Here is an 11,560-nt window from a genome sequence, read left to right as displayed (position 1 = left end):
GCAGTCCTGTCAGTTGGTGGTGGATACCGGCTGGAGTTCTTCGAAGCTGTGGAGGTTAATCACACCGTTCTCATAACTCAGTTTCAGGCGGTAGGTTTTTTCCTGGTCTTTCATTGGCGTGATGATTACGCCGTTAGTGGTGGAGGACTTCAGAACCCCGCTGTACTGCACGGAGCCATCATCCATGACGCGAATTTCTTTCGTGTCGAACTGGGTGGAAATGCCCGCTTTCCTGATGCGTTCAGCTTCAATGTCCAGAGCTTTCTTGAGTTCGTCCCGTTCGTCGGAAGGGACGAATCCAAGAATCATTTTCTGGTTGGTGTCGATGTTTTCCGGGGTGACGTTCAGTCGCCAGTAAATAAAGGAGGCGGCGAATTGTGTCAGGCCTGGGGCATCGACACCTTTTGAATCTGATGCGAAGGGGCGATTAAATGTTAATGGTGTGGTAATGGTTTTCTGGGTGGTGGCAAAATACCATGCAAGCGAACCTGTCAGTACGTTACCGGCCCCCATAAGTAAAGTTAAAGCTGAAAGACCAATAAACGCATAGCGGAGTTGTTTATCGCGCTCTCCTTTAATATTCAGTTTCATGAAAACTATGCCCTCCAGTGCCGGAAACTAGAATCAGGTATCTGGCGAAAGGTTACTTTGAATAAAAGTGATGGCAGATGCCAGTAACAGAAATTAAGTAACCAGTACGACCCCTGCCCTTTTTTCAGATATCTGACGATGAACCAGAGGATTCCCGCTATAACGCCAAGTTCAACTGACAGGTTGTTAAGCACCCCCAGAACAATAAGGGGTGCGGTAACAATTAACTCATCAATTGGCAAACCTAAATAGCGGTCCTGCTGGTTCATTGTTTCCGGGAAGTTGTATTTATCCTCCTCCCCGCTCATCGTTTAACTCGCGATGCCGAAGGCTACACGGGTAAAGATGATTGCCATTACGATACCGACGAATACCAACGGTGAGCGGGCCTTGATGTAAATAAACAGGCCCATGATGATTTCGGCAATGTAAAACCATTTAATCAATGAAGAGCCAGAACCGAAGGTGGAATTAACCGTGGTGTTCTGTGAGGAAAGAAGGTCGGTGCCGCCAGCGAATGCCGGGTGAGTGACCATAAGTGCAATTAAAAAAGCGCCTGCTGACTTTAAGTAAAATTTAGCTTTGCGATTTTCGCGTGCTTTGCGGAATAAAGACGCTACCGCCCATCCCTTACCGACGTTAAGGGCACTGCCTTTGGTTAACATGTTTGTTTTCTCCGAAGTAAACAAAAGTGAATCGCGTAAGTGCTTGTTTACGCGGGCGCAATTGTCCCATGACCCTAAAAAAAAAAACTGTGACTCATGTCACACTTTTTGGAATCATTCAGATTTATCCGAATATGTAAGTGAGTAGGCTTTGTTGACCAGTAAGTTCGGAAATGGCCTCCGGGATCTATAGCTATGAAAGTTAAAGAGAAAATGTGGGATGGTCGCGGCCGTCCGCGTAAGTTCCAGCCAGGTGAAGCGGTGGAGTGGCGATTGCGTGCTCCGGATAATTTGCTTATGGAGCTGAGAATATGTGCCAGAGCTGGCAACAGGAGTGTGAATGAGGAAATTATTGCCAGGCTTTTATTGTCGCTAAATTATCAGCCGGGTAAGCCAGTCATTAAAACTGCGGAGGGTGAGCGGCTCATAGCGCTAGCGGTAAGATTCGAGGAGTGGCTTGGAAAATTACTTGATAGTGAATCCGCTGAAGTTGTGGCTGAAGTTAAAACCCCACTCAAGCAGGAACAATTGTGGATGTGGCGTGAGGGTGAGCGGATTTTGCTTCCGGGGAAAACAACCGGATATAGCATGCGTATTCCCGAGAATCTTGCTGATGAAATCAGGGCAATGGCGAAGGTGCATAACCGTAGTCTGAATGACGAAATGCTCACCCGCCTGATGAATACGCTGGGTTATTTTACGGAAAGGTTGCTTGACCAGAACGAGGATGCTCAGGCACTTAAAGTTCTCTGTATGGAGTTTGAAGTTTTCCTGAAGGAAAAAATAAGAGAGGTGGAAAAAGGTGACCTCCCCTGGGATGAAAAATCGTCTCAGTGATCGATGTGAGCCGGGGTTTCCGGCTCGCAGATTTATTCCTTTTCGTTGATGAAGTGCCTTGCTTCCGCTTCGTTCTCGGCTGTATTTATGCCGCTAATAATCATATCGAGCGTATCTTCCAGGCTGCCCTCGCCGTCTTTTCCTGTCATTTTTAAATACATTTCAGCGAGTAGTGTTGCAATGAGAACTGTGCCTTCACGTGAGCCGGCTGCTTTTCTTATGAGGTCTCTGCGATATCCTTCAATATCAAACTGTTTGCCATCCTCGCCATCGCGCTTATAAACAAGAAGTCCAAGCCTGATTAATTCGTTGCAGGTAGCTGATATGTTTGCTTCTCCAGCATTAGCGCCGTTTTGCAGGTCTTGTTGAACGATATCACGAACTTCGCGTTCAATTTTATCTTTAAGGTAGATGCCGACTCTTCCCATATTTCTTACCTGTTTTAAGTTAGTGTCGGAACCGACACTACATATAGCCTGTTGGTGGATTATCAGATTGCTGCGCAAAAGTGCAATGGATTGATACTGCTGTGAATTTACGCTCTATACAGTAGTACAATCCAGCACCAGGATGTGCGACAGTGTGACACTGTGCGATATATAATTCAATGGAATTAAAGCATATCTACAATTGTACGATACATGTGTGACATACCGACACTAACAGGTATCAGGATTATACGATAGTGTAGTGTCGGTATGTGCGACATTTAACGGTCTTAATCCAACAACGCGCAAAATTCTTACGGGCATCCAACTGAAATTAAAAGAAAAATCTGCAAGACGAAGTCTTGCGTGGGGTGTGATGTTTTAAAGGGTTAGTAAAGGGCGGCATGTAAATACCGTCTACTGCTCTGACATGTTTATTTCGGACAGGTGTTAAATCCCCGCAGGAAAGCGCTCACGCGCGTTTGTAGTGAATTAACTTGATTACGACGATCCGCCGGGGTATTTTTTAAGGCTACTCTCCAGAGTTCGTGTATTTCGTTAAAAGGCCAAACCATGAAAATATCGATACTGCCTGCGGCATTACTGACCCTTTCCATGTCTGCTGGCGCAGCTCCACAAATGTGCTTTGATCAGGCCGGGAAAGATTATCAAATTGATCCACTGCTGCTTATGTCAATTTCGATTAAAGAGAGCCATCTGGTACCGGATGCGATAAATGGATCAAACAGGAATGGGACAGAAGATGTCTGCGGTATGCAGGTAAACAGCTCTCATTACGGTAAACTTAAAAACTTCAATATTACCCGTGAGCGCCTGTTGAATGATCCATGCATCTGCGTTTATACGGGGGCATGGGTACTGGCGCACAACTTCAAGTCATACGGAAAAAACTGGGACAGCGTAGGGATGTATAATACTGGGCCGAGCAAAAAGCTCATCGCGAAGCGCAAGGCCTATGCTCTGGATATCAAAAATATATATCGTATATTGCTGGCAAGAAAAAAGTTACTTTCTGAACGTCTGGCGCCAGCTGCGGGAAAGGAGCATGAGATTAAAATTGCGGATACGGCCTCGTTACATAGCGGACAGTAAAAAGCCGCTCTGTTGAGCGGCTTAATTTTCAGGCCTTCAGTTTTGCAAACTCCTCAGCCATTTTCCATAGAACCTGATTTAATTTGATGTCACCATCAATTCCGGTGACTTCCCGCGTTCTGGTCAACTTCCCTTTTTGCGTTCTGCCACGAATCCCCCCACGGATCACATTTTCCTGCACCACGTTAAACGTGGTCCATAAATCCTGGCCTCTGTCGAGTACCCGGCGGGGGTTAATAATTTGCTCCGGCGTAATCGGCGCTGGTTTTCCATCGTACTTAAGTTCCAGGGCGGTCGCACCAAAAAGACGCTGCTCAGGCAAAGTGAGCTGAATGCTTTTCATGAGGTCAATATTTTCATCAACCGCGTCAAATGTTTTCAGCACCGTGTAAGCGCCTTCTATAACCTGCCCGACAATATCCCCTTTGTGGGGCACACGTATTTCACCAAAATCCTTCCATGCAACCAGACCATTACTGCAAACCTGACGGAACATACCGGGGATCATTTTATAGCTGCTTGAACCATCATGGCTATTCAGCAGAATAATTTCCGATACTTCTTTTCCGTTAATCTGGTCATGACGGCGCAGGCGAAGCATATGCTTTGTAAAGTCGCGTTTATCCTGTTCACGTGTACGTGACTGAGTTGCATAATATGGCTGAAAACCTTCATCACGTAAGCGATCAAGAATGTTAATGGTCGGGATATACGTATAACGTTCAGAGCGTGAATCGTGTTTATCCGATGAGAACGCGCTCGGAACGATGAGCTGTAATTCATCATTCGTCAGCGGACGGTCTTTGCGGATCGAGGTAGGCATACGATAGCGGCTTGCGAAACTGACCATTTTTATTTACTCCTGATTATTTAGTTAAAGATGAAGAAATAACGCGGTGAAAATTATCCAGCGGCATTGCAGTTGCCACAGGGCGACCATCTACAACCCAGACAGAGATATAATCCGGGCATTCGTCATTAATTAACGTCAGCTCAGTGGCATTCACTGGCGGCGTAAAAATTGCCGGTTGTGGCTCCCCTTCCGATGCTGCCAGGACCCAGCAAAACAGATCCGTGAACTGGGACATTGTGAGGTTTGAATCACATCTTCTGGCGGTTTCCTCTCCGGCGGTTTTGACGTTGACGTTCTGTGTGTTCATTCTGCTTTTCTCCTCTGGTGGTGGTTGTCCATCTCCCAGGCTGGTACTCTCGCGGCAAGGGCCAAGTAGCTACGGCGGGGCGGCAGAAGAAGGGCGGAGACAAAAGTTTTTGCGCCCCGCAAAAAGTTTTGGCGGAGTGCATTTCACCCTTCGGATGACGACCCGACGGTGCTACGACCAGCCCTCCGCGTGAGGACGCATGGGGGATGGCCTCACCGGATGAACAGGATGCACACACCCGACTCGTCGGAACGGCGTGGCGACATTAAAGCGACGGCATCAGCCGGCGCGGTGAAGGCGTTCCGGACGGCACGGCCGGAGAAGCCGCAGCCTTTGACCTTCGCCATCAGACCCTAGCGTCAGCCCGAAACCCGAAGGGGTTCGGCGGAGCCTGGCGGGTGCACAGCAGCCGCCCTGGCGGAGTGGGGCTCGACGACCGGACAGCAGCGCTGGCCGGGAGCCGAAGGGGGCCATCTCCCTGTCCTGTTTTTGGGTTATGGCCATAACGGAGCTGCAGCTGAGAAAGTTAACCAGCAGGACGCCGGTTATGATCGCATGTAAGGAGAGAAGCACAGCAACGGGGAAAGGCAGGAGCGCCGGAGGCGCTTTCGCCCTCCCCGTTTCCCCGAAGGGGAAAGAGGGTTTATGCGGTTGCCCCGATGATATGCACCGGGGCCAGGATTTCCGATCAGATCGGTTCTCCGCTGTCACCTCCGTTTTCCTGCTCATAGTGCATCATGGCCATATTCAGCAGGGCATTAAATCCGTCGATACCCGCCCCGTCCGGATCGCACTGTTCGCACAGGTGCAGCAGATTCGCCAGAAAATCCGTGATGACAGTTTGCACGCTTTCGCTTTCCCTGTTCAGCCCGGTTTTACGGGCAAATTTCCAGAGCACATCTGCAGCCAGCGCGGCGTGATCATCGTTGCTGCGGATTTTTATCGGTTCAGCCTGGCCTTGCAGGCGTTCTGCCATCGTCTCCAGCACGGTGGCCGGAACAGCGTTCAGTGTGTTGCTCATCATTTTTCTCTCTCCCTGCGGCAGGTCTGCCCTACCGCTCTGTCAGTCAGGCGGCCACGGTGGCCAGAAAGTTTTTCATAGCTTCGAAACGGCTGCGGAACTCCAGACGTCCCTTCCAGTCATTGAAGTAATAAACGGGGGTATAACGCACGCGATTTGCTTTCAGGGTCAGCGTATTACCGGTCACGACTTTCGCAGGGATACCCAGCAGTGACAGCTGGATAAAGGCCATATCAGCCACCATCGGATCGATATCTGTGCAGGTGGCATACAGCTGTTCTGACGGGTTATATCCCGCGTCAGTCATCCAGTATGCAAAGGCAATGACCATACCGGCGCTACCACAGGCAGGCTCATCGAGTGTCATCCAACCCTCACGCTTTATCGTCTCCTGAGCGCCGGGCATGAGTAGTCCGGCCATCAGGCGGGAGATGGAGGACGGAGAGAAATACTGCCCCATTTCATCCGCGCCCAGCTCCTGCTCCATATACAGCGCGCCGAGGAAATCATGAGTTTCACCCGCCAGTCCCTCCACCAACAGGCAGAACAGCTGGTTCATGGCGTCTAAATCGGACGGTTCATAACGTTTGCAGATCAGATAGTTACTTTCCATACCCTCTGGCGTGCGCAGCCGAGCCACATCCAGCTGGCTGGCAGCAAGCTGGATAAAGTCGCGGAACACTTCGGAACGGCGCATATGTTTCGCAGTCTGACGGAAGACACTGGCGAACTCTCTACGCGCCTCAGCTGGCGACAACATTAGGGCAGGAGCAGAAGCCCGCGGCAGCGCCTCTGCCTGGTCAGACAGGAACAGGGATTCAAAACTCAGTTGTGACATGGTTTCTCCTTACCGGCCGCCCGCGGGCGGCCGTCTCCTGTTAAGCCAGTCCAAGCGCCGGGTAGACGCTGACAGCCAGACCACAGTCAGCATCGGCGGCGTAGCCCGTTTCGGCATTTACCACGGACAGGAACGGCTGCCACTGTGAGAAGCGCAGCGCGGGGACGCGTGCGCGTTTTCCGGCGCGGAGGGCATTTACAAATGCCTTCGCCTGTGCGACAGTTTGCGGGTCAAATTTCACGATCAATCTCCTTACTTTGGTTGTGATTGCCGGTTCACCGTTCCAGCGGCTACCCGGCGTTGAGAAAGCAGGGGCAACCCTGCTTTTTTAATGCGCGGAATTCAGCGGCGCATCGAGACAGAAACATGCGATCACGTCGCCAATCAGCTCACGGTGATGGCGGGTGTGCAGGTCATGGCACTCAAAGAAACGCGCGCCGTAGCGGACAAAAATTGCGGTCACATCCCCGCCCGTAAACTCCATTGATTTGAACGACTCCCCGCCAAACCCCCTGCACCAGTCCACTGGCGGCAGTGTTTCCAGCTGGTCGATATACCGGGCCTCGGTGATTTCCGCCCAGGGACGGCGATAGCCGTCATTCTGCTTTTCCTGTACCAGAGTCGCGGGGATCAGCTCCGCATCCGGATAGAGACGGCGAAGGGATTCAAGCGTTTTCGCTTCACGCTGAGTCACCCACTGCCCGTCCAGTTGTGTTGCGCAGTCATAAACGGCGTTATGAGACGGAACAAAAAAGGCCATTGGTGCAGCGGTCGGGGTGTTAACGCTCATGTTTCTGGCTCCTGTCTGATGAGGTTCCGTGCGGCGGCTGCCGCACGGGGTGAATCGGATTTAAATGTCGATACCTTCGCGCTCGATCAGGCGCACAAACTGTTTGAAGTGGTCAGCTTCAGCCACATGGATATGGCGGAACTGTTTATCGACGCCGCTGCTGAGGGCGTAGAAATAGGTGCAGCGCATTGTTTCGGGGCAGCGTCTGCGCAGTTTCTTCAGCTCTGCAAGGCTGCTGAACTCCAGAACGTCCGATTCCTCCTCAGAGTTTTTTTTCGTCTCAGCGACGAGGATCGTGTACGACACGGTTTTTCCCCCTATCTTCCTGGAAGATTCGGGAGCGGCGGTTTTGACGTTGACGTTTCGTGTGTGCATCCTGGTTTTCTCCTGTGGTGATGGTTGTCCATCTCCCTGGTGAGTTCTCTCGCGGCAAAGGGCAAAGGAGCAACGGCGAAGGGAGGAAGGAAAGGGGCGGAGACAAAAGTTTTTGCGGCACGCAAAAACTTTTGGCGGAGTGCATTTCACCCCTTGGATGACGACCCGACGGTGCTACGACAAGCCCTCCGCGTGAGGACGCACGGGAGATGGCTTCACCGGGGGAACAGGATGCACACACCCGACACGTCGGAACGGCGTGGCGACCTTAAAGCGACGGCATCAGCCGGCGCGGTGAAGGCGTTCCGGACGGCACGGCCGGAGAAGCCGCAGCCCTTGACCTTAGCCATCAGACCCTAGCGTCAGCCCGAAACCCGGAGGGGTTCGGCGGAGCCCGGCGGGTGCGCAGCGGCCGCCCTGGCGGAGTGGGGCTCGACGACCGGGCAGCAGCGCTGGCCGGGAGCCGAAGGGGGCCATCGCCCTGCCCTGTTTTCGGGTTATGGCCACTGAGCTGCAGCTGAGAAAGTTAACCAGCAGGACGCCGGATATGACGCCCGGGATGAAGAACACAGAGAAAACCAGGCTGAAGCCAGGTACAGGCAGGTAACTCATGGCGCGCTGACTTCAGCAAAATCAGGCAGGAAAGACAGGAATGTGGACAAGGCGGAGGGAGCAGAGGGGCAGCGCCGAAGGCGCGTCCCCCTTCCCCCGTTCCCCGCAGGGGAACAGCCCTTCCCGGAAGTTCAGGCGTGCGGTCGCGTCAGGAAGGAAAAAGGGGCTGCCAGCGAACCGGCAACCCCTTCATAAAGGCGCTTCAGGCATATCAGGCCAACTCAGCTCCTGAAAAGGCGGGGTTTCCCCCGCCTCCAGGTTGCTACTTACCGTTGGATTCGTAAGCCAGGCTTGCCGCGACCTCCCTGTCCCCGTCCTTTAGCCGGAGTTCGCATAAGCGGTTCCGGGTCAGGCACGTGAATATCAAAAGCGTTATACACACGATTAATACGCACCAGATAAGGGCGTTTCGCGGCAGTTTCATGGTTTACTCCTCCTTGCAAATTGCACGGTAAGAGGCCATACTGGTGTTGACTAGACATACAGCGGGCCTCGTGGGTGTACTGACCCCAATAAGTTGGACAGATTAACCGAGGCATCAGAGAAAGAGTCCATTTAATATATGGGCTCTTTTTTGTTTATGGCTATAACTCAATAACATTTTCCACAGTCGGATTATCCATCCCACCGCTTCCTTCCTTACGCCTTACAGTCTCATCAATAACCGTTCGTCATCTTCTTTCGTGAAGCATTTCTACTGAATTAACATTAGACGCGCCATCCGATTCTCGCTCGTATCGGTTTGAGCGTAATAGTCTTCGCGTTTATTGAGGGAGTTTAAGAAATAATGTCCGTTGCTGAGTTTGTGATGGTTTGAAACCATGGTGAATGTAGAAATTTTTAGCTTCTTCAGTGAGTGCGTGAACCATAATTGCACGTACACCAATATTCTCGGCAACCCGATAGCAACGAAGCACTGCATCATGAAGTAAATCAGCGCCAAGCCCTTTTCCGCGAAAAGAGAGATCGACTGCAAGACGGGCAAGTATGATGACAGGGATGGGATCTGGCATGTTACGCCGAAGATTGCCTGTCGCTTCTGTATGGTTGACGCTCCCGGTGGCCAGAGAGTAAAAACCGGATACTTGCTTTGTGTCTTTCTTACACACTACAAACGTTCTGGCCGCTCCGAGAGCCTGGTTTTTAAGGCCCTTCTGCTTTAACCAGTCATCGAGCACAGCCTCACCGCTGACGAACTCAGCCACCTGATGAAAAGCTGACAGAGGTTCTGGTGCTGTTACACGTCCCACTGAGGTTTCCTTGCCAGCAGTTTCTCGATAACGGGATCATCTGTAACGGGTGCATCAAGCATATCGATGAACTCCGCATATTGCTCATCGTTAAAGTTAAATACACGGCGGTCGAGGATCACATTCTCGGCAGCCTGACAGGCCATTTCCAGAATGAAATCTGTACGTGACTTGTGAAGGATTTCCGCAGCTGCATCAATAAGCGCCCGCTGCGATTCCTTGGCTCTAAGGTTAAGTTGAACATCTGATTTCATGAGACACCCCTGTATAGCATTTACTTTACAAGAATAGCATAACCATCACGTATAGCAAACGCTATACATCAAGTTGTGGTTTTCATTTTTTAAATACTGATTTCCGCTTTGTGCCAGAAGCGGACATTTATTCGCGTATCTAAACATGCCGGATGTTAGCTTCCTGATGATATGTAATGCTGGCTGGGGCCACTTTGCTGCTGACGCGGCATATATAATTGCCTTATTTACCGGATTCTGTTCGCCAGACCAGCTTATTTAGGGTCACAAAGCCTGTGATAAATGCAGACTTTTGTTGCTTCAGCCTATTTTGTAGGTAGACTGGTCTACCTACAAATGACCGAAAGAGGCTGATCATGACATCTTTATCTGCAGGTTCTGAAACCGCCTACGAAAAATTGCTCAGTGCTGCACGCGTCCTTTTTTACAATCATGGCATTAATGGCACGGGGATTGATGCCATTGTGAAACGAGCCGGCGTTGCTAAAAAAAGCCTGTACAACAACTTTGCATCCAAAGACGAACTGGTGGCGGCCTATCTCAGGGTTCGCCATGAAGAATGGCTTTCTTTATATAAAAACAGGCTGGAAGCTGCCATGACGCCCAGAGAGCGGGTAATGGCCGTTTTCTCTGCTTATGAAGACCATGCTGAATATGCCTATGAGAACGGTTTTCGCGGCTGCGGCCTGCTGAACGCGGCGGCAGAACTTCCCGCCGGGGCACCGGGCCGTCAGGCCGTTCGGGAGCACAAAGAGGAAGTGGAAGCGATCCTGGCTGCGCATCTGACTGAGCTGATGAACGGAAAGGCTGAAAGCGCACGCAGTATGGCAAGACATTTTGCCTTCCTGCTGGAAGGAAGCATTTCACGGGCCGGACTTGAAGGTAATAGTGACTGCGTGACGCAGGCCGGCAACATTGCCGAGCAGATGATGGAGGCGTACTGATGCTTTCTTCGGAAACACGCCTTGGCGGCAGGGCGGGTGTGCTTATCGCAGCTATTCTCTGGGGAACGACCGGCACAGCTGCGACTTATGCCCCCGGGCTCAGCCCACTGGCCGTAGGGGCGGTCGCTATGGGTATTGGTGGCCTGCTACAGGGGCTTATCGCTGCAGCTCCCATCATCCGCCAGCGCGTTCTGATAACTCGGAACTGGCATTTCCTGCTGACCGGAGCAGTGGCGGTGGCGGTTTACCCTCTCGCTTTTTATGCCTCAATGCGTTACGCCGGTGTTACGGTTGGCACGGTTATTACCATCGGCTCTGCACCAATCCTATCTGCCCTGATTGAATGCCGCCTTGACGGTCTCCGACTGACCAAGCGGTGGATGTGCGGAGCGGGCGTTGGCGTTGCGGGCATGGTTCTGCTCTGCCTGGCAGAAAGCAGCGAAAACAGTACCGCAAATGACCATGCTACGACGGGGGTTTTTCTGGGCCTGCTAGCCGGCTTCACCTATGCCTTTTACTCGTGGTCAGCGCGACGGTTAATGCAGGCCGGGGTGGCTTCCCGGGCCGCGATGGGCGTCACATTTGGTGCAGGCGGTATTCTGCTTTTGCCTGTACTGCTGATGACGGGAGCACCGCTCCTGATGGCATGGAACAACGCCGCCGTCGGTATTTATATGGCGCT

At 51.7% G+C, this 11,560-nt stretch carries 18 protein-coding genes and 1 pseudogene; 4 read left to right on the top strand and 15 right to left on the bottom strand.

Annotated elements, in window-relative coordinates:
* Nucleotides 1–9: 9 nt before the first annotated feature.
* From ACMGG5_RS23860 to ACMGG5_RS23850, 3 genes are read right to left on the bottom strand one after another with little or no spacing between them, the layout of a single operon-like run.
* Nucleotides 10–591 (bottom strand): TraE/TraK family type IV conjugative transfer system protein, encoded by a 582-nt coding sequence (locus ACMGG5_RS23860; protein ID WP_045332716.1) that lies wholly within the window; start codon nucleotides 589–591, stop codon nucleotides 10–12.
* Between the two features lie 5 nt (nucleotides 592–596).
* Nucleotides 597–899: a type IV conjugative transfer system protein TraL gene (traL, locus tag ACMGG5_RS23855; RefSeq protein WP_015572087.1), complete on the bottom strand. Its 303-nt coding sequence runs from the start codon at nucleotides 897–899 to the stop codon at nucleotides 597–599.
* A 3-nt stretch (nucleotides 900–902) separates the two neighbouring features.
* Entirely contained in the window at nucleotides 903–1,256 is a 354-nt protein-coding gene (locus tag ACMGG5_RS23850) for a type IV conjugative transfer system pilin TraA (protein WP_107112185.1), read from the bottom strand.
* 195 nt (nucleotides 1,257–1,451) lie between these two features.
* On the opposite strand from ACMGG5_RS23850, the gene ACMGG5_RS23845 reads away from it, so the two are divergent.
* A complete protein-coding gene (locus ACMGG5_RS23845) occupies nucleotides 1,452–2,093 on the top strand; it encodes an Arc family DNA-binding protein (protein ID WP_110915536.1) in 642 nt (213 codons plus the stop codon).
* A 32-nt stretch (nucleotides 2,094–2,125) separates the two neighbouring features.
* Here ACMGG5_RS23845 and ACMGG5_RS23840 read toward each other — a convergent pair whose 3' ends face one another.
* On the bottom strand, nucleotides 2,126–2,521 hold the full coding sequence (locus tag ACMGG5_RS23840; protein ID WP_252063805.1) for a conjugal transfer protein: 396 nt from the start codon (nucleotides 2,519–2,521) through the stop codon (nucleotides 2,126–2,128).
* Nucleotides 2,522–3,094: 573 nt separating this feature from the next.
* On the opposite strand from ACMGG5_RS23840, the gene ACMGG5_RS23835 reads away from it, so the two are divergent.
* Entirely contained in the window at nucleotides 3,095–3,634 is a 540-nt protein-coding gene (locus ACMGG5_RS23835) for a lytic transglycosylase domain-containing protein (protein WP_164961887.1), read from the top strand.
* 28 nt (nucleotides 3,635–3,662) lie between these two features.
* On the opposite strand, the gene ACMGG5_RS23830 is transcribed toward ACMGG5_RS23835, so the two are convergent.
* The 11 genes and pseudogenes from ACMGG5_RS23830 to ACMGG5_RS23780 form a co-directional block, all read right to left on the bottom strand.
* Entirely contained in the window at nucleotides 3,663–4,484 is an 822-nt protein-coding gene (locus ACMGG5_RS23830; protein WP_164961888.1) for a DUF932 domain-containing protein, read from the bottom strand.
* 16 nt (nucleotides 4,485–4,500) lie between these two features.
* The gene (locus ACMGG5_RS23825; protein WP_164961889.1) at nucleotides 4,501–4,794 is read right to left on the bottom strand and encodes a hypothetical protein; all 294 of its coding nucleotides are present in this window, start codon (nucleotides 4,792–4,794) and stop codon (nucleotides 4,501–4,503) included.
* Between the two features lie 688 nt (nucleotides 4,795–5,482).
* The gene (locus ACMGG5_RS23820) at nucleotides 5,483–5,818 is read right to left on the bottom strand and encodes a hypothetical protein (RefSeq protein ID WP_164961890.1); all 336 of its coding nucleotides are present in this window, start codon (nucleotides 5,816–5,818) and stop codon (nucleotides 5,483–5,485) included.
* Between the two features lie 43 nt (nucleotides 5,819–5,861).
* Complete coding sequence (locus tag ACMGG5_RS23815) at nucleotides 5,862–6,653, bottom strand: N-6 DNA methylase (protein WP_164961891.1); 792 nt, start codon at nucleotides 6,651–6,653, stop codon at nucleotides 5,862–5,864.
* 40 nt (nucleotides 6,654–6,693) lie between these two features.
* On the bottom strand, nucleotides 6,694–6,894 hold the full coding sequence (locus ACMGG5_RS23810) for a hypothetical protein (RefSeq protein WP_031494497.1): 201 nt from the start codon (nucleotides 6,892–6,894) through the stop codon (nucleotides 6,694–6,696).
* Nucleotides 6,895–6,981: 87 nt separating this feature from the next.
* Nucleotides 6,982–7,443, bottom strand: a complete 462-nt coding sequence (locus ACMGG5_RS23805; protein WP_252063808.1) for a DUF1419 domain-containing protein — start codon at nucleotides 7,441–7,443, stop codon at nucleotides 6,982–6,984.
* Nucleotides 7,444–7,503: 60 nt separating this feature from the next.
* Entirely contained in the window at nucleotides 7,504–7,818 is a 315-nt protein-coding gene (locus ACMGG5_RS23800) for a hypothetical protein (RefSeq protein ID WP_032641243.1), read from the bottom strand.
* An 874-nt stretch (nucleotides 7,819–8,692) separates the two neighbouring features.
* Complete coding sequence (locus ACMGG5_RS23795) at nucleotides 8,693–8,815, bottom strand: type I toxin-antitoxin system Hok family toxin (protein WP_223256846.1); 123 nt, start codon at nucleotides 8,813–8,815, stop codon at nucleotides 8,693–8,695.
* A pseudogene (locus ACMGG5_RS23790) lies at nucleotides 8,760–8,912 on the bottom strand (DUF5431 family protein); the annotation flags it as partial. The pseudogene ACMGG5_RS23790 and the gene ACMGG5_RS23795, both read right to left, overlap by 56 nt.
* Nucleotides 8,913–9,194: 282 nt before the next feature.
* Nucleotides 9,195–9,680: a GNAT family N-acetyltransferase gene (locus tag ACMGG5_RS23785; protein WP_039025114.1), complete on the bottom strand. Its 486-nt coding sequence runs from the start codon at nucleotides 9,678–9,680 to the stop codon at nucleotides 9,195–9,197.
* Nucleotides 9,668–9,934, bottom strand: coding sequence for a DUF1778 domain-containing protein (locus ACMGG5_RS23780; protein WP_039025113.1), 267 nt, complete (start codon nucleotides 9,932–9,934; stop codon nucleotides 9,668–9,670). Before ACMGG5_RS23780 ends, ACMGG5_RS23785 begins: the two co-directional genes overlap by 13 nt.
* Before the next feature lie 356 nt (nucleotides 9,935–10,290).
* Between ACMGG5_RS23780 and ACMGG5_RS23775 the strand changes: the two genes are divergently transcribed.
* Together ACMGG5_RS23775 and ACMGG5_RS23770 are read left to right on the top strand one after the other, a co-directional pair.
* A complete protein-coding gene (locus ACMGG5_RS23775; RefSeq protein ID WP_119916886.1) occupies nucleotides 10,291–10,878 on the top strand; it encodes a TetR/AcrR family transcriptional regulator in 588 nt (195 codons plus the stop codon).
* Nucleotides 10,878–11,560 (top strand): DMT family transporter (locus ACMGG5_RS23770; RefSeq protein WP_420278636.1); only part of this gene is annotated, 683 nt, incomplete at its 3' end. The genes ACMGG5_RS23775 and ACMGG5_RS23770, both read left to right, overlap by 1 nt.

Origin of the sequence: Enterobacter sp. BNK-34, assembly GCF_048684445.1 — a bacterium.
GTDB lineage: Bacteria > Pseudomonadota > Gammaproteobacteria > Enterobacterales > Enterobacteriaceae > Enterobacter > Enterobacter pseudoroggenkampii.
This window is presented reverse-complemented; position numbering and strand designations above follow the sequence as displayed.